This window comes from Bacillus sp. WC2503, assembly GCF_052682895.1.
On sequence record NZ_JBQYMD010000001.1, the window covers coordinates 1,093,200 to 1,111,390 of the forward strand.

Sequence of the window (18,191 nt, forward strand, 5' to 3'; positions counted from 1 at the left end):
GTAATGAGAATGGTAGATATTATTGCAAAAAAACGTGACGGCAAAGAATTAACGACTGAAGAAATCAAATTCTTTATTAATGGATATACAGACGGAAGTATTCCTGATTATCAAGTGAGTGCACTTGCAATGGCAATCTTCTTTAAAGATATGACAGATCGTGAACGTGCAGATTTAACGATGGCAATGGTGGAGTCTGGAGAAACGATCGACTTATCAGCAATTGAAGGCATTAAAGTAGATAAGCATTCAACTGGCGGTGTTGGTGATACAACTACATTAGTATTAGGACCATTAGTTGCTGCTTTAGATGTACCAGTAGCAAAAATGTCAGGTCGTGGTTTAGGACATACGGGCGGAACAATTGACAAATTAGAAGCAGTGGAAGGATTCCACGTTGAAATTACGAAAGAGCAGTTCATTGATATTGTAAACCGTGACAAAGTAGCTGTTATCGGACAAACAGGAAACTTAACACCTGCTGATAAAAAGATTTATGCATTACGTGATGTAACAGGAACAGTAAATTCAATTCCTCTAATCGCAAGTTCAATTATGAGTAAAAAAATTGCAGCTGGTGCTGACGCAATCGTACTTGATGTAAAAACCGGTGCAGGTGCATTTATGAAAACGGAAGAAGATGCAAAAGAATTAGCACATGCAATGGTACGCATCGGAAATAATGTAGGACGTCAAACAATGGCTGTTATTTCAGATATGTCACAACCTCTTGGCTTTGCGATTGGTAATGCCCTAGAAGTGAAAGAAGCAATTGATACGTTAAAAGGTGAAGGGCCAGAAGATTTAACAGAATTAGTACTTGTATTAGGAAGTCAAATGGTCGTACTTGCGAAAAAAGCAAATACGTTAGAAGAAGCTCGTGAAATGTTAATTGAAGTTATGAAAAACGGAAAAGCAACTGAGAAGTTTAAAGAGTTCTTAAGCAATCAAGGTGGAGATAGCTCAATTGTAGACAATCCAGAAAAAATGCCACAAGCGAAGTATATAATTGATGTACCTGCTAAAACTTCAGGCGTGATTTCAAACATTGTTGCAGATGAAATCGGTATCGCTGCAATGTTACTTGGTGCAGGCCGTGCAACGAAAGAAGATGAAATCGATTTAGCTGTAGGTTTAATGTTACGTAAAAAAGTTGGCGATGCAGTAAAAGAAGGCGAGCCATTCGTAACGATCTACGCAAATCGTGAAAATGTAGAAGATGTAAAAGCAAAAATTTATGAAAATATTTCTATCGCTGAAACAGCAGTGGCTCCTAAATTAGTTCATACTGTTATTACTGACTAATCAACATTACATTTACTTTGAGGAGGAAATAATATGGATAAGAAAAAATATATTGAAGAAGCAAATAAGATGTTATCGAAAGCGTATATTCCGTATTCAAAATTTCCGGTTGGTGCTGCATTAGTTACAAAAGAAGGTAAAATCTATACTGGTTGTAATATAGAAAATGCTTCTTACGGTTTATGTAACTGTGCAGAAAGAACAGCAATATTCAAAGCAGTATCAGAAGGGGAGCGCGACTTTAGTTACTTAGTCATTACAGGAGAAACTGACGGACCTATTTCACCATGTGGTGCTTGTAGACAAGTGATTGCTGAATTTTGTGATCCGAAAATGCGAGTTTTACTAACGAATGTAAAAGGTGACGAAAAAGAAGTGACTGTTGAGCAGTTACTGCCTGGTGCTTTCACAATTGATGATTTAAAATAAGTTGAAAAGCCATTCCGCAATTAATAATTGTGGAATGGCTTTTTTGTTCTTTAAAAATAGAATGTAATATTTTGTTCATATTCCGTTCATAAACTTTGCGTAAAATGATTGCAGCGAATATGGAAAATTTACAGCAGGAGGAATAGAATGAAGAAATTATATAATGCAGCATTCATTTACTTAATTATTGGTTTATTATCAGGAGTATTTGCGCGAAAGTATACGAAAGCACAAGGAATTAAAGGTTCCACTATGTTGCAATTAGTACATACACACGTACTAGTGCTTGGATTCATATTCTTTTTAGTCGCTGTTGCTTTAGTTAAAGTATTTCAAATACAAGAAACAAAAAGTTTTCATGCCTGGTTTGTTGTATATAATACAGGATTAATTATTACTATCGTAACAATGGTATGTAGAGGTCTTCTACAAGTAAATGGAACTGACTTTAACGGTTTAAGCCATATGGCTGGATTAGGTCATGTTATTATAAGTATCGGTTTCGTTTGGTTTATGATTTTACTCAAAAAGTCTATTAAATAGATAGGAGTGGAGAGTATGAGTGTAGCACTTTTATCAAGTATCGTAGCAGTTTGTATGGCCGTTGGTGTTATGTTTCTTCGCTTTAAGTCAGCGAAAAAGCCGGTTACGAAAAAGAAAATTATTTTGCCGCCAATTTTTATGAGTACTGGCGCCATGATGTTCTTCTTACCGGAATTCCGATTAACATCGTTAGAAATAGTAGAGGCAATTATCGCAGGACTTATTTTCTCTATATTTCTTATTAAAACAACTAAGTTCGAAGTAAGAGGCGAACATATATATATGAAACCGTCAAAAGCATTTATATTTATTTTAATTGGTTTATTAGCTGTACGAGTCGCATTAAAATCATATTTAAGCCAAACACTTGATTTGGCGCAATTAAGCGGGATGTTTTTCTTACTCGCATTTGCGATGATTGTGTCGTGGAGAATTGCAATGTATCGCTCGTATGTTACATTGCAAAAACAACAATATTAAGTAGAAAAAGAGCTGGAATTTCATTATGAAAAGTCCAGCTCTTTTATGTTTTATACAATTGTTTCTTTAGCTTTAATTTCATTTGCTTAATTTCAAACGAATTTGAGCATCTTGTAATGCAACTGGTGTAACATTAAAACCATTTGAATCGACAATTTTTGTGTTTAATAAAATGGAATCTAAACTTCCACGAAATGTTTTTGTATAGTTTTGACGTAACATTTGTTGTTCTTGTTTTTCATCAACTGTTAATCCAGATGTTTTTTCTTTTTTTGATAATTCGTTAATACGGAATAAAATGTTTTTCATTTGTTTTCACCTCAAGTTACATTTAATTACATTAGTTACTTACTAATGTATAGTTATTGTAACCTATCTTTCAATGAGTGTCAACGCCTATAAAAATCCTTTTTTTGTAAGTGTAATGGGTGATGAAAAATGAAAAAATTACAAATACTTGAAATGGAAAAGATATTAATATACAATACCTTAGTAGGGTATATTGAATTTTTGTTTTACATTGTGAGAGTAGTAAGTAAAGGGAGTATGTAATAATGAATGCAGTAATTTCAAAAAAAGAAACAATCATCTCATATACGATTGCTATTTTCTTTATTTTAGCTATGGTAACAGCGGGTGTGTTATTAAATGATCCGGAAGTCATTTTGCCGGAAATAGCAGCGATGGCAATTGCTTTATGGGCGTATCGTGAGCCAGGTTGGTTAAGGCAGCCAGAAAAAATCTTTATTGCACCGTCAGTAACAGCTGGTATTGGTTTTATGGTGAATCAAATGGATTTAGCTTATATAGCAAAAGTAAGCGTAACACTTATATTTATGATGCTGTTTTTACGTATTATACAATCAAATTTAGCACCATCTATTGCGACAGGTTTATTACCTTTAGTGACAAATGCGACTGAATGGTCATTTGTTATCTCAGTCTTCGTTTTAACATTTATTTTAATGGTTGGTGTCCTTGTTTTTAAATTGAATAGCGGTATTGAGAGAAAAGTTAACATCCAATATAAATATATGGCTGTATTTCTAATACTAAATTTCATTTGGATAAGTATATGCTGGATCACTGGTCATGAACAATTAGCGGTTATTCCGCCAATATTAGTTGTTGTGTATGAATCACTTCAAAAACCGATGTACAATGAAAAAATGGCATGTAAACAAATAGTAGTATTAACTACATCTCCAACTGTTGGAACGTTATTGTACTTTGCAATCGACTCATGGATTATAGTCACTTTATTAAATATGATTTTAATGCTTATTTTATTAAAAATAGTTGGTGTACGTATTCCAGCAGCATATGCATTTCCATTACTGCCGCTCGTATTTCCAGATGAAATGATAAAGATGTTACCAGTAGGTTCATTTGTTGCGGGGGTATTCTTATTTGGTGCAGTATTACTGTATAAAAAGTGGGAGATGAAGCAAAAGGGAATGCAAATGTAGAGAAGAACATACAATTCTTAGTTAGCATAATAAATAGACACCCGCGGGTGTCTATTTTCATTAAATGAAATTTAGCTTAACGCATGTAAACAATTCACAAGTTCTGTTGCTTTTGAAAAGAAGGGAGAATGATCAGCTTCTAAAGTAATAATCTTCGAGCATGGAGTTTCTGTATTCATTCGGCGCTGAAAATCAATTGGAATCGCTCTATCTAGAGTTGTTTCAATATAAATGCGATCTACAGTTCCGAAGTTTTCTTCAGAAATTTTTAGCTGTTGTTGAAATGGTCCTAGTGGCTGAGGACGCATTTTTTTGGAAGATGCTTCTTTAATTTCTTCATTTTCGGTAGCATTTAAAAATGTTTTTTCAATTAGATTAGGTATAAGTTCAGCTGTCATGTCGTTCTCATTTATTGAGAATTGTGGACCAGCTTCACCATCTAATTTACTGCCAAGGCTTTCTCCGTTTTGTGGTAAGAATGCACAAAGATATACTAATTTATCGATTTTATTCGGTATAAGTTCAGCGGTTTGAGTGATCACAATTCCACCCATACTATGTCCAACAACAATAACTTTTTCAGTTTGTTGATTTATAGTAGCTGTTACTGCATCAACATAGGAATCTAACGTTATATTTTGTGAAGGAGTTGTATCTTTCCCACTTCCAGGTAAGTCTAGTGTAATAACAGTGTGACCTAAAGCCTCTAGTTGAGGTTTTACTAATTCCCATGCCCATTCACCTTGCCATGCTCCATGTACTAAAACGTAAGTACTCATTTAATCAACACTCCTCTAATGTTTATATGCTTTATTTTTTTGTAAAATTGATAGTGTATACTTAGTGTATAGGAAGTAGTTTGATAAATATAATGAAGGTTATTTATAGATGATATAAATATCTTTTATATAAGGAGAACAGAATGAACGTCTTTGATTTTAAAGTTTTTAAATATGTGGCTCGGTTGAACAGGATTAGTTTAGCAGCTAAGGAATTACATATGACACAGCCAGCAATAACGCATATTATAAACAAACTAGAGAAACGATATGCTTTAACTTTATTTGAGCGCTCTAGACAAGGAACGATGTTAACTGAAAATGGAAAAGAATTTTTAGTTTGTGTAGAACGACTTCTAATGGAGTATGAAAATCTTGAAGAAACAGCTTTACACTTGAAGAATAAAAGTTTGTATAAGATTGTATTAGCTACGTACCCTTCCGTTACTGTATATTGTTTGGCAGAGTGTATCCAATTAGGTAATATTGATCAAAGTCAGTACGTGCTTGCAGTTAGAGAGGGAAGCTATCAAGAAGTTTTAAATTGGCTGTCTGCTGGAAGTGCTGATTTTTCTATTTCTATAAAAGAAAATCTAATACCAGGATTTCACTATGAAGTTATTGGTGAAGATCCTTATGTTATCGTTTCTTCAAAGAATATTCCACCTAATCTTACTAGTAAAGAATTGAAAAATTATCCTTTTATTATGCCACTTTCTGGTTGTAAAGAAGTACTTGAACCATACTTAATGAAAAACGAAATAACAGTGAATAAAGTGATGGAGTCAGAGTCAATTAGCTCGGCATTAGCACTTACTTTACAAGTTAACGGTATAACGATCGTTCCGTTATCAGGACTTCATAAACAAATTATTCATGACTTTATCGTGCAACCGATAGACATTGAAATCCCGCGGCAACTCATTATGCAGTGGTCGCCTAAAAAAGAGAAAGATCCATTGTTTCTCGCGTTTGTTACGAATTTGTTAACACAATTACAACAAAAGAAAAATGAATAAAATGATACAAAAGGTAAGCTCATTTCACTGAAGCTTACCTTTTGTATGTATTACCAATATAGGGCGGTATCATAAAGTCCGATTAAAACGAGAAGTACACCAGCTATACGCTGAATATTTCCCCCTATTTTTCGGCTCTTTTTAAGTAGTGTTCCATTTAAGCCTAGGTAGGAGATAATGGACAGTAATACAACGACAGGTAGAGCAGTTCCTATAGAGAAAAAGGTAGGAAATAAATACCCGTAATTAGATGTTAAAGAGAGTGGTATTAATGTTCCGAAAAATAGCACAAACATAGTAGGGCAGAAAGCTAACGAAAAGAAAAACCCAAGCAAAAATGAGCTGACTTCATTTTGTTTTCGTATAGATGTGATAGGGAAGATGGTAGAGAAGAAGTTTCTACCTTTTATAATACCTGATAATATTAACCCCATTATTATTAATAAAGGTCCGATCAGTTTACGTAACCATGGGAAATACAAAGTTAATATTTGCTGAATTTCTTTTCCTAACACCCATACTAATAGTCCAAGCGTCGTAAAAGCTATTATTTTTCCTAAAATGAATAACAATATATGTTTCCAGATATGTCCCTTTTGTAAAGATTGATTGCCATAGATTGTAATGGCGCTAATGTTTCCTGTTAATTGGCATGGAGCAAGGGTACCTACTATGCCTAATAAAAACGCAAATAAAAGAGGAATTGATTTCGTAGCATTCGTGACATCCATTAAAGGAGACATGAGTTGATAACTCCACTCGCTAATTGTTGAAAACACGTTATATTCACCTTTCTAATTAAATTGTAATAAGCCATTTTTTGTAATCTGTTTCCACGTTTTACCGTTATCTGTGGAAAGGAATACATTTGCTTGCATTGTAGCAAATACTATTTCAGATGAATTTTGAGGGTTTTGTGATATATACATAATTGTATCTTTAGAATCTAAAGATGGAATCTGTAAGTTTGTTTCTTCATTTGTAGCAATTGATTTCTTCGTTATCATTTGCTTATTGATAGGGGCGTAAAAAACATCTTCATTACTTAATGTAACTGCTGTCGATTCAAGTGATGTAGAGAATAGTTCAAATGTATTCCCGTAATCTGTAGATAAATAAATACCATCTTTAGCACTTACTGCGACTACACTCGCTTGATCCGGATGTACTGAAAATGTATGGATTGTACTTGAAAGGCCTTTTAACTTACTATTTTTCCATTCTTGTCCGTTGTTTGTACTGAAATAAAAACCTTGTTGTAATTTAGAATTTGGACGCTCGTTATATAAATAAATCGTTTCTGTATTATATCCGACAGCAAGGTTATGAAAATCAGATTCTCCATAGAATGCTAGCTTTTCAAGGTTATTGCCGCCATCAGAACTTTTCATTAATCCTAAAGGATTTTTTAAATTTGCACCTGGTTCTGGGTGCCCACTAGCAAAAAATCCATTTTTAGTTGCCTGAAAGCCCATATAATCGTGTAACTGTGTAGCAGTTTCAAACCATTTTCCATTTTGATAAACTTTTATACCACTATGAGTTGCGATAGAAATACCAGGCATATTTCCTGCATAGCCAATTCCGTGAATGTGCGCTATTTTTCCAGATGTAATTTCTTTATAGAAGTTTTGCGGAATCGTATTTGCGTTATCTTTATTTTGGGGCTGAGATTGAACTGTTTCTTTTTTTACTGGTGGTGTTTCTACGTTATTAGAGCATCCTGTAATGATAAATAATGAAGTAATGGCTAGTCCTACGTAATGTTTCACGTTTGTAGGCTCCTTTCTTATATATATATGAGATATTAAGTATATGGAATAAATGTCAAGAAATTGTGGAGTGATTAGATGCCTAGTAATGAAAGTTTATCTTCTATATAAACATTATTAATTGACGAAAAATTATAACAATAATAGAATGAATTATATTGGATAATCAGTTTCAAAATTATACATAGAACGCTAGGGGGATTATTATGAAATCAACATTTTTTGCTCAAAATAGAGAACGATTAGCGAAAACATTACATGATGAATCGATTACGATTTTATTTGCTGGACAAGCACCTCATATGTCAGCAGATGCCCATTATAAATTTGTGCCGAATCGAAATTTTTACTATTTAACGGGAATCGATGAGCCCAATGTTATTTTCATGTTGAAAAAGTTTGGAAATGGTGTGGAAGAAACTCTTTTCATTGAAAAATCAGATCCAGTAATGGAAAAATGGGTCGGTAAAACAGTTTCTAAAGAAGATGCAGAACGAATTTCAGGCATACAAAAAGTTGTATATATAGATAGCTTTGAGAAGACAATGGCACATACACTTTTCGCAGAAAATGCGCAACATGTGTATTTAGATTTAGAGCGTCGTGAGTGGAAGGGTACTGAGACGAAAACGTTAGCGTTTGCTAAACATGTAAGAGAACAGTACCCACACATAACAATTGGTAATGTATACCCGGAAATTTGTGAATTACGAGTGTTTAAAACAGAGGAAGAAATTGAAATCATTAAAGAAGCAATTGCTGTAACGAAAGACGGTATTTACAATGTGTTAAAGCATGCAAAAGCAGACATGATGGAATATGAATTAGAAGCTCAGTTTGATTTCACACTGAAGTCATCTGGGATTAAGCATCATGCGTTCAATACAATTTTGGCAAGTGGGAAAAATGCAACAGTTCTTCATTATGAAGATAATGATGCACAAATTCAAAATGGTGATTTAGTACTGCTAGATTTAGGCGCTCAAAAAGACTATTATAACGCTGATATTAGTTATACTTTCCCGGCAAATGGAACATTCTCTAGTCGCCAAAAACAAATCTATAATATTGTATTAAAAGCATTGAAAGAAACAACAGAGATTATTAAGCCAGGCTTAAATTTTGCTGCATTAAATGAGCATACAAAAAAGGTACTAGCAGAAGAGTGTAAAGCTATTGGTTTAATTCAAGAAGATGAGGAACTATCTAAATATTATTATCATGGTGTCAGTCACTTTCTTGGTTTAGATACTCACGATGTTGGAACATACAAAGAAAGAGTATTAGAAGAAGGTATGGTTATTACGATTGAACCAGGTCTATATATTGAAGAAGAATCAATTGGTATTCGTATTGAAGATGATATCCTTGTAACAAAAGATGGCTATGAAAATTTGTCAAAAGATATCATTAGAACAGTTGAAGAGATTGAAGGGTTTATGAGTAACAATAATGTAAATGTAAAAGAAGATGAAGTTGTTACAAAATAATAGTTAGAAGAGGCGCTCAATTTTGGGTGCCTTTTTATTTTGCTCATTTTATATCTCCATATTTTCTTGAAAATTATCTTCTATAATAATCTTGAAAAAGAAAAAGGAGGGATTTTCTATGAAGGGATTTGTATTAACAGCAGTTACAGTCTCCGTAATATCTTTAATTGCTGCATGTTCTGCGACCACAAATAAAACAAATGATCATAAAAATATGAATGATAAAAAAACAACACAGACTGAAACGGCTACAAAGCCATTGAAAGTTGTAAAAGGGCCAGAAGTTACTTTAGTAGCGAAAGAAGAAAAACAAAAGCTAAGTAGCGGTGTTATTGTTCCAGTCTGGACATTTAATGGTTCATCCCCGGGTCCGGAAATTAGGGTGAAAAAAGGTGAAAAGGTTAAAGTGACATTAAAAAATGAATTACCTGCACCAGTATCTATTCATTGGCATGGGTATCCTGTCCCAAATAACATGGATGGAATTCCAGGCGTGACACAAGATGCGGTTGAATCAGGAAAAAGTTTCACCTATGAATTTGAAGCGAACGTACCAGGAACGTATTGGTATCATTCACATCAAGATTCTGTAAATCAACTAGATAGAGGCTTATATGGTGCTCTTATTGTAGAGGATACAAATGAAAAGTATGATAAAGATTACACGTTAATGTTAGATGAATGGATAACAGATAAAGAAGAAATTAATAAGCAGTTAAAAGAAATGACAAAAGCGCAAAAAGGTAATAAATCTAAGGATAATGAAAATGCAAAAAAGAATGATGATATGAAAGGCATGGATCATTCAGGTATGAACATGGGGAGTGATAAAAAAGACTCTGGTAATATGGCAGGAATGGACCATGGAAATATGAAGATGGAAGGTCATGATATGGGTATGTATAACTTATTCACAATCAATGGTAAAAGCGGTGATTTAGTAGAGCCGTTAAAAGTGAAAAAGGGTGATAAAGTTCGTCTTCGACTCGTTGATACTGGTTATCTATCACATGATATACACGTTCACGGTCATGATATAAAAGTAGTTGCGACAGATGGTCAACCAATAAACGATCCAAAAGCTATAAAGGATAAGGTAATTTCAATCGCACCGGGTGAACGTTATGATGTTGAATTTACTGCTAACAATCCTGGGAAATGGTATGTTGAAGACCATTCAGCAAATAAAAGTGCAAAAGGAATGAAAATCATTATTGAATATGAAGGTAGTAAAGAGATGAAAGACAGAGCAAATGAAAAAGAAAAACTACCGAAATTAGATATGACGAAATATGGTGAGAAAAAATTAGGTAATTTCACACTAGAGCAGCAGTATACTGCCACATATAATATGGACTTGAATACGAAAATGAATGGAAATGAAATGGTTTATACAATTAACGGAAAAGTATTTCCAGATATTGATCCAATTCTAGTGAAAAAGGGTGACTTAGTAAAAGTGAAATTAGTAAATCGCTCTAAAAGAGACGATCACCCGATGCATTTGCACGGTCATTTCTTCCAAGTATTAAGTAAAGATGGAAAACCGATTGAAGGTTCTCCAATTGTTAAAGACACATTAAATCTGAAACTAGGAGAAGAATATGAAGTAGCCTTTGTAGCAGACAATCCGGGTGAGTGGATGTTCCACTGTCACGATCTACACCATGCTTCAGCAGGGATGGTAACGGAAGTAAAATATACAGATTACACATCTGATTATGTTCCAAACCCTAATATTCCTAATAAGCCGGAATAATGTGAAATTCATGTAGTTTATCATAATGTAAAGCAGTTATCTTAGTAGATTGCTGCTTTTATATGTCATGTTGTGAATTGGGAATATTATTTTTATAAAAGTTTAGACAATAAGAGAGCTATCCTGTAGGAAGAGTTTACAAGGTGAAAATGTTTTTTGGTTATTTAGAGATTAAAAAACATAATTATTTATGATTAGATTAGAAATGGATAAATGTAATGTATTGTAGTTACAAAAGGCTAAATACTTATATTTGACCTTTCTTTTATTTTATACTACAATTCGTAGTGTGAAAGGAGAGCAGGTATATTTAAGCAAAAGTATAAGTTAAATGAAGAAGGCCTAAATTATGATTTTTTTATTTTTGTAGTATTAATTATAGGTGATTATTAGTAGCTATTTTTTTTGGAAATTAAAACTACATTGTGTAGTGTTAGATTGAAGCAATGAGAGAATTTTCAAAGTGTAATGGATTTAAGTTTCTTTTATTACTAGGTATAGATGGTGGATAATAAAAGGATACTTTTCCTGAATAGTTAGAATGAAAAGAAATGGAAGTTAACATAAAAACATAATGATACTTGAATATGTTTGTAGGAAGGTGTTTTATACTTATGAAAAAAATTTTAGCTAGTGTAGCAGTAGCTTCTGTTACAGGAAGTGTATTTATTAGTACTGCTCAAGCGAAAAATACTGTTATACAAAAAGACACGAAGCATGAGCAAACTATTGATGTAGTAAAATATGAAAATCAAGTAACAGTAAATACGAATGTTCTACGTGTCCGCACACAGCCAAATACGTCTAGTGCAATTATGGGACGCGTGTATGAAGGGGAAGTTTTACAAGTTATTGGAGAAGAAAACAGTTGGTTGAAAGTCAATCATAACGGAAAAATTGGCTACGTGAGTAGTGAATTTATTTCGAAAAATGGCGTACTAGCAAAGACGAATATAGGTAAGAGTCGTAGTAAAATTGTAACTGCTAATGTATTACGTGTTCGCACACAGCCAAATACATCTAGTGCAATAATGGGGCGCGTGTATGAAGGGAAAGTTTTACAAGTTATTGGAGAAGATAACGGCTGGTTGAAAATTAACCATAATGGAAAAGTGGGTTATGTAAGCAGTCAATTTGTGAAAGACAGTGGCTCAAATGGAAGCGACAATAACAATGGGAAATTTCAAGTAGCGAGTGGGGATTACAAAGTTAACGTATCCTCCCTCCGCGTTCGTACAGGTCCAAGTACTTCCCATACGATTTTAGGCTCTATGTATAAAGGACAAGTAGTTCGAGTGACTGGTGAAGTACAAAATTGGTTCAAAATTAACTATAAAGGACAAGACGCCTATATTAGTAAAGATTACATTTCAAAGAGTGGCTCTAATGCAAATGAACAACAAAATAATGTTACGGTTCAGGCTGACGGTATATACATTGTAGACGCTACATCTTTACGTGTGCGTACAGGTCCTGCTACATACCATAGTGTAATTGGTGGTGTATTAAACGGACGAACATTGCAAGTAACTGGCGTTGAAAATGGCTGGTTGAAAATTAATCATAATGGAAGAACTGGTTATGTAAGCAGTGAATATGTAAAATTTGTTAAAAGAGGTACACCACCAAAACCTGAAACAAGTAATCCATCTACTGGAGCAACAGTTGATGACTACTATGTTAACGTAAGCGTGTTAAATGTAAGAAGCGGTGCTGGTACAAATCATGGTGTAATCGGTGCTTTATCAAAAGGAATAAAAGTACAAGTTCTATTTGAACAAAATGGATGGAAAAAAATTAATTACAACGGTAAAAACGGTTATGTATCAAGTAAATTCCTATCAAAAGCAAGTGAGACTGATGCAGAGGAGCAGCGACAATCCCAAGAGATAAATACAACAAATGAATTTATTCAATCAGCTGTAGGAAGATATACTTCTGGATTTGAGAAACGTGGTGGGCAAATGCATCACGGATTAGATATTGCTGCTTCAGGAATAGTGCCGGTTGTTGCCGCCGCAGAAGGTGTAGTCACTCGCTCTTATTATTCTACAAGCTATGGTAATGTTGTGTTTATTTCTCACAATATTAACGGACAAACATATACGACTGTATATGCTCATTTAAAGAGTCGTTCTGTTTCTGCTGGTCAAAAAGTGAAGCGAGGACAACAACTTGGCATAATGGGGAATACAGGACAATCTGAAGGACAGCACTTACATTTTGAAATCCATAAAGGTGAATGGAATGCACAGAAGAGCAATGCTATGGATCCAAAAACATATATTGGTTAAGTTAAAATTTATTATTTCAAGATGGAATGGTATACCTTCTCAAGCAAAGAGAATTGAATATCTATGAAATTAATGTGTTATCAATTATATAGATGTAGAAATTTTGGACTAGCGATTCAAAGTGTTTTTAATCTTCATCTGTTAAGAAATAAAATTAATGAAATCGATCCCCTCTAATATAATGAAATATTAGAGGGAATCGATTATAGCTGCTAATGTTTATGTTGTTCTTCTGTGGAAGAGGTTGGCGGGACATGCTCTGGGAACGTTATGAATACAGTCAGGATAATTACTACGCCAATGGAGAGTAATAATAGAAACCGACGATGGATATAAGTAGTAAAGGTTTCTGATAAAAGCTGAATTATACATGACATAGTTATCGTTATAGAAAGTAAAAGGCTAATGAATAGTATACTATGAGCTTGTTGCGCATTTAGCATTTCTGTAATCATTGCTCCCATCATACTTGCCATTAATCCAGAGAACATTCCTTCTAAGGCAGTATATAGGTGAAAACGTAGACCGACTAAAAGACCGATACAACCACTAATCAAAATAGCAAGCAAAGTAGAATATAGTAATTCCCCTTTAAAGAGAATACCTAAATAAAAACCTATACTTAAACCGATACTCATACTAAAAGACATAATAAATACCATATACTCCATTAGGGTACCCTTACGTTTAGAAATATATGATGTAATAATAATTGAGATACAACAAAGTGTTAAGGCAGTTAACGTATAAGCAAACATCATGATACCTCCCTGTCCTATCATTCACTTCATCATATGTTCGAATGGAGAGTACTTATGCTAATATATATCTGCAAATTATCTGCACAATTTAAAAAGGTAAGTTCAATATAATTCTCAAAAAATGATGGTTATCTTAGTAGATGATGCTTCATAAGGAATTGTTGTATTTAAAATTTTATAGAATATACTGAAGAAACTGTTTTAGTGTGATAACTGCAAGGATCATCAGTGGAATCTAAAAAATCTCTATGTAAAGCTACTGATTCAATGATTCATGTAAAACTGATATTACTTGTTCTGCCGATTATACTTTCAAAAAGCAACCATCAACAGATAGCCAACTCATTACATTTGAAGCTGTACGAAAATAATATGATCGCACATTTATGAAATGGGATGTTTGTAAAAGAACTGAGCGTTATTTTTCGCTCAGTTCTTTTGTTTATATAAAAAAGATTTTTAACTAAACCTGCTAAGAATTTGTGAAGAATTACATTTAAACTAACGAGGTGCGTTAGTTTAATAAGAATTAAGTGATATTATGAGTGAGGTGAGATTTTGGTTATTCAATTAAAGGAGCGCTTTAACGGAATAATGAAAAGAACCTAATTCCTCAATATAAATGTTGATAAATGGGGCTTTTTAATATGGGGATTTCCTTAACGTTGTAAATGCGCATTTTCCTGACGCTACCCCTACTTGACGAAACAAATGATAGGAAATTCATGATGATATATACATATTCATTATTGAAATTAGTAATAATAAAATGTATTATTGAAAAGCACTATTTATAATTCAAGTAATCAAGGCTATGTATCCATAATAATTTGAACATTCAGAAATTATAATATTATCTAAAAATGAGGTGAGGTTAATAGAAACAGTACATATTAAGTGGTATGGATTGTATAGTTTAAATGATTTTTATAATAGAGAAGAAGCTTTTAAGAAGGGAATATTTGCAATCTCTAGAGTATATGCTAAGAATGAAACATTAATCTATATAGGAAAAACCAAAAGAAGCTTTATACAAAAGATAAGGGAACTTAATAAGGATTGGATTTTTGATGAAAGCGAATTAAAGATTACATTAGGAATAATAGAGTTTCCTAGTGGTGAAAGTTACTCTGAGAGAAAGGTAAAAGAGATAAAATCCCTTTTGATTTTACGACATACCCCAGTAGAAAACAACACATCTTTATTGTACCATAGGGGGCAGTTTAATTTGAAAATTATAAATAAGGGAAGAAGAGGCTTAATTGTTAAAAAGATTTCTACAGGAGATCTAATGTGGACGTAATTGGAATCACCTTTGAATAAAATTGAAGGTTTCTTACGAACAGATGCTTATCAATTTTTAATGTATTAAAATATTTTTGAATAACATATGTCAGATGCTTGAAAAAACACAAATTTTATTATGATATGAAATCTTGTATGGGAATTGTAATTCATTTCCATCGTTTAATAAAAATATTAAGAATTATAAGAAATGCATAAAGATTAGAAGAGAAAATAAACTCGGAGGTTTAAAAAATGGGACAAGTAAGCAGGTTTCAAGAAAAACAACAAAATCGTCGTAAAAAGGTGATTTTTAATATTGCATTTACTTTGGTATTAGTGACAGTTGGTATAGTGACATACCAGTTGTTTTCCCCTTCTGATACATCAAAGAAAGCAATTGCTCAAGAAAAGAAAGCAACAAAGATAGAAGAGAAGAAACGTAAAGAGAAAGAAGCAACGCAGTTAGAAGAGAAGAAACGTGAAGAGAAAGAAGCAGCGCAGTTAGAAGAGAAGGAACGTGAGGAGAGAGAAGCGGCACTGTTAGAAGAGAAGAAACGTGAAGAGAGAGAAGCAGCACTGTTAGAAGAGAAGAAAAATGAAGAGAAAGAAGCAGCACTGTTAGAAGAGAAACAAAAAGCAGAAAAATCGGTATCTCAAGAAAAGGGTTCTCAAACTAATCCTTCTTGGAAGCCAATTGGTACAAAGCAAGGAACAAAACCTGAAATGAAATTTAAAGAAGGAACAGTAGATTGGAATGAGATGAAAGAAGCAATTTCTTATGCTGTTGATGTTCCAGAGGGCCAATTGATTTTCGAGTTTATTGGGAATAATGGTAATAATAAAGCTTACGGTAATATACGAGATAAACAAAGTAATAAAAAATATAAGGTTGATATTGATTGGGTAGAGAATCAGGGTTGGAAGCCAGTATCTGTCCAAGTGGTAAAATAGATAATAGAATTTTAATTAGGTGTTTAAAAGTTTACTTTTGTAAAAGTTCAAAAAAGAGTCCTGATCAATCAGGACTCTTTTTTGTATGTTGACAGCATTAATCACGTTGTACGAGAAAAAAAGAAAGGAATGAAATATTCTCCTCGTAGTAAACGACTTAGTGGTACCAATGTTTATATGACCAACACTCCTGCTTGAAAACATTAGAGATGTACAGAAACAAAAGCAGCAAGGTTTTTTCGGTTTGTTTAAAGACTAATTAATTGATTAAATGACTCTTCCAAAAAAAACTTAAATCTATTAAATAGTCTAAGCACTCTTTCGTTTTTTTCATATTATATATTGAAAAAAATAATAGAAAGGGTGATCAAATGCCGCCAAAACCAAAACCAAATGATAAAGAAGTTCAAGTGAATAACCCTGCTGTTGATATCGCTAGTTTTCCAAATATAACTCAAAGCGAGACAAGCCTTGCGCGTTTTAAAGATTTTATTTTGTATGGATTTAATGATACCAATAATGCCACAGGGGTAGCTGGGGCATCAAGTTATTCAGGGTTTTCCTTTTCAAAAGATTTAGGTAAAAATTGGACCGATGGTGGGTCAATACCAGCCAATCCTGGAGGTCAAAATTTTGGTGATCCATCTTTAGCAGTTGATAGAAATGGAGTATTTTATTATTCACAAATTGGGGATGAATTGATTGGAGGCAGGCAAGAAGGTGTAATCACTGTTTCAACCGGAACGATCAGTCCAAACAAAACAATAACTATGAACCTTCCTCAAGTTGTTGGGCGAGGGCAGACTCCAGCTGCTAGTGATTCAGGAAATCAAGATAAAGCGTGGATTACAGTAGGTCCTGATGCTGATAATCCAGGAAATGAGGCTTTATATGTTGTATGGACTGACTTTGGCCCTCCTAATGTAGGTACAAAAATTCGTTTTTCAAAATTTGGAACAGGTGTAACATTAACTCCTATTATTCCAAGTCAAACGATTGTCGCTGGGGCTAATGCAGTGTTTGGAGCCTTTCCGGTAGTGGATAAAGCGGGGAATATATATGTTTTTTATGAAAGTCGTTTGCCAGGCACATTTGCTCAGCTAAATACTGCGAACCGTTCCATTCGTATGGCTAAGTCAATCGATGGAGGAAATACCTTCCCAATAAATGTACAAGTCTCTGCTGGCCTATTTGCAGCAGCGGCTACGGATGTTGTACCATGCGGACCAGCCAATGAACTCCGTCCTGTTATATTAACAGAGCAGCAACGGGTGATCAGGATGTTTGAGATCCCTCAAGCAGGTATAGGACCAGATGGTACGATTTATGTAGTATGGAATCAACGTAGAAATATTGGAGGTACAATCTTTATCGATGTCTTTTTAGCCTATAGTCAAAACGGAGGAAATAACTGGACTCAAGTGAATATCTCCAATAATTTGCCCCTTTCATTCTTTCCATCAGTAGCTGTCAATAAAGAGGGAGCTCATGTTCAATATAACCGCTTTAATGATCCTAATAATGTTGGCGGCATAGGTAATGGAACGTTTGGTGTGTTTATGAAAACTTTCTCTTTTCATAAGGGTGTTGGTAAAGTAGGTAAAGAAAGTATGGTTAGCACTGCATTTTCTCAAGTGCCTAATAATCATATACCAAGCGGCGGGGTTTTCGTGAATTTTGATCCAAGAGTATTTTCTTGTTATATGGGTGAATACAATCAAGTTATTACAGGTCCAGGCCATTCATTGCTCCATGCTTGGGGTGACAATCGAAATATTTTGAACGGACAGAATAATCCTGATGTATTCTTTAGAAAAACCGAGTCAAAGCCATAACCTAGTAAATTTCTCTAA

Annotated in this window: 16 protein-coding genes and 1 pseudogene; 12 read left to right on the top strand and 5 right to left on the bottom strand. The window is 33.7% G+C overall.

Annotation, left to right across the window (positions count from 1 at the left end; genetic code table 11):
• Positions 1-3: 3 nt before the first annotated feature.
• From ACUN26_RS05820 to ACUN26_RS05835, 4 genes and pseudogenes are all read left to right on the top strand, one after another.
• Entirely contained in the window at positions 4-1,305 is a 1,302-nt protein-coding gene (locus ACUN26_RS05820; RefSeq protein ID WP_002093789.1) for a pyrimidine-nucleoside phosphorylase, read from the top strand.
• A 33-nt stretch (positions 1,306-1,338) separates the two neighbouring features.
• A complete protein-coding gene (locus ACUN26_RS05825; protein WP_000358537.1) occupies positions 1,339-1,734 on the top strand; it encodes a cytidine deaminase in 396 nt (131 codons plus the stop codon).
• Positions 1,735-1,881: 147 nt separating this feature from the next.
• The gene (locus ACUN26_RS05830; RefSeq protein ID WP_000737880.1) at positions 1,882-2,277 is read left to right on the top strand and encodes a DUF2871 domain-containing protein; all 396 of its coding nucleotides are present in this window, start codon (positions 1,882-1,884) and stop codon (positions 2,275-2,277) included.
• 15 nt (positions 2,278-2,292) lie between these two features.
• Positions 2,293-2,786, top strand: a pseudogene (locus tag ACUN26_RS05835) (CcdC family protein).
• Between the two features lie 49 nt (positions 2,787-2,835).
• Here ACUN26_RS05835 and ACUN26_RS05840 read toward each other — a convergent pair.
• On the bottom strand, positions 2,836-3,066 hold the full coding sequence (locus tag ACUN26_RS05840) for a DUF896 domain-containing protein (RefSeq protein WP_000789785.1): 231 nt from the start codon (positions 3,064-3,066) through the stop codon (positions 2,836-2,838).
• 245 nt (positions 3,067-3,311) lie between these two features.
• On the opposite strand from ACUN26_RS05840, the gene ACUN26_RS05845 reads away from it, so the two are divergent.
• A complete protein-coding gene (locus tag ACUN26_RS05845) occupies positions 3,312-4,226 on the top strand; it encodes a membrane protein (RefSeq protein WP_000994712.1) in 915 nt (304 codons plus the stop codon).
• Between the two features lie 71 nt (positions 4,227-4,297).
• On the opposite strand, the gene ACUN26_RS05850 is transcribed toward ACUN26_RS05845, so the two are convergent.
• Positions 4,298-5,005 carry an alpha/beta fold hydrolase gene (locus tag ACUN26_RS05850; RefSeq protein ID WP_000109315.1) on the bottom strand — a complete coding sequence of 236 codons (708 nt, stop codon included), beginning with the start codon at positions 5,003-5,005 and terminating at the stop codon, positions 4,298-4,300.
• Positions 5,006-5,148: 143 nt separating this feature from the next.
• Between ACUN26_RS05850 and ACUN26_RS05855 the strand changes: the two genes are divergently transcribed.
• Positions 5,149-6,024: a LysR family transcriptional regulator gene (locus ACUN26_RS05855; protein ID WP_001100317.1), complete on the top strand. Its 876-nt coding sequence runs from the start codon at positions 5,149-5,151 to the stop codon at positions 6,022-6,024.
• 50 nt (positions 6,025-6,074) lie between these two features.
• Here ACUN26_RS05855 and ACUN26_RS05860 read toward each other — a convergent pair whose 3' ends face one another.
• Both ACUN26_RS05860 and ACUN26_RS05865 read right to left on the bottom strand, forming a co-directional pair.
• Positions 6,075-6,803, bottom strand: a complete 729-nt coding sequence (locus ACUN26_RS05860) for an urease accessory protein UreH domain-containing protein (RefSeq protein WP_000493105.1) — start codon at positions 6,801-6,803, stop codon at positions 6,075-6,077.
• Between the two features lie 15 nt (positions 6,804-6,818).
• Positions 6,819-7,796, bottom strand: a complete 978-nt coding sequence (locus ACUN26_RS05865; protein WP_000683854.1) for a F510_1955 family glycosylhydrolase — start codon at positions 7,794-7,796, stop codon at positions 6,819-6,821.
• Positions 7,797-8,002: 206 nt separating this feature from the next.
• Here ACUN26_RS05865 and ACUN26_RS05870 point away from each other — a divergent pair, with 206 nt between their 5' ends.
• The 3 genes from ACUN26_RS05870 to ACUN26_RS05880 all read left to right on the top strand — a co-directional run bounded on the left by ACUN26_RS05870 (position 8,003) and on the right by ACUN26_RS05880 (position 13,339).
• The gene (locus tag ACUN26_RS05870; protein WP_000842952.1) at positions 8,003-9,286 is read left to right on the top strand and encodes an aminopeptidase P family protein; all 1,284 of its coding nucleotides are present in this window, start codon (positions 8,003-8,005) and stop codon (positions 9,284-9,286) included.
• Positions 9,287-9,404: 118 nt separating this feature from the next.
• On the top strand, positions 9,405-11,045 hold the full coding sequence (locus ACUN26_RS05875; protein ID WP_000675770.1) for a multicopper oxidase family protein: 1,641 nt from the start codon (positions 9,405-9,407) through the stop codon (positions 11,043-11,045).
• 614 nt (positions 11,046-11,659) lie between these two features.
• Positions 11,660-13,339: an SH3 domain-containing protein gene (locus ACUN26_RS05880; RefSeq protein WP_000721644.1), complete on the top strand. Its 1,680-nt coding sequence runs from the start codon at positions 11,660-11,662 to the stop codon at positions 13,337-13,339.
• Between the two features lie 212 nt (positions 13,340-13,551).
• Here ACUN26_RS05880 and ACUN26_RS05885 read toward each other — a convergent pair whose 3' ends face one another.
• Positions 13,552-14,097, bottom strand: a complete 546-nt coding sequence (locus tag ACUN26_RS05885; protein WP_000458513.1) for a hypothetical protein — start codon at positions 14,095-14,097, stop codon at positions 13,552-13,554.
• An 871-nt stretch (positions 14,098-14,968) separates the two neighbouring features.
• Between ACUN26_RS05885 and ACUN26_RS05890 the strand changes: the two genes are divergently transcribed.
• The 3 genes from ACUN26_RS05890 (at position 14,969) to ACUN26_RS05900 (ending at position 18,173) form a co-directional block, all read left to right on the top strand.
• Entirely contained in the window at positions 14,969-15,403 is a 435-nt protein-coding gene (locus tag ACUN26_RS05890) for a hypothetical protein (RefSeq protein ID WP_002038451.1), read from the top strand.
• Between the two features lie 236 nt (positions 15,404-15,639).
• Positions 15,640-16,338, top strand: a complete 699-nt coding sequence (locus ACUN26_RS05895) for a YrrS family protein (protein ID WP_000532007.1) — start codon at positions 15,640-15,642, stop codon at positions 16,336-16,338.
• 371 nt (positions 16,339-16,709) lie between these two features.
• The gene (locus tag ACUN26_RS05900) at positions 16,710-18,173 is read left to right on the top strand and encodes a hypothetical protein (protein ID WP_001134790.1); all 1,464 of its coding nucleotides are present in this window, start codon (positions 16,710-16,712) and stop codon (positions 18,171-18,173) included.
• Positions 18,174-18,191: the final 18 nt, after the last annotated feature.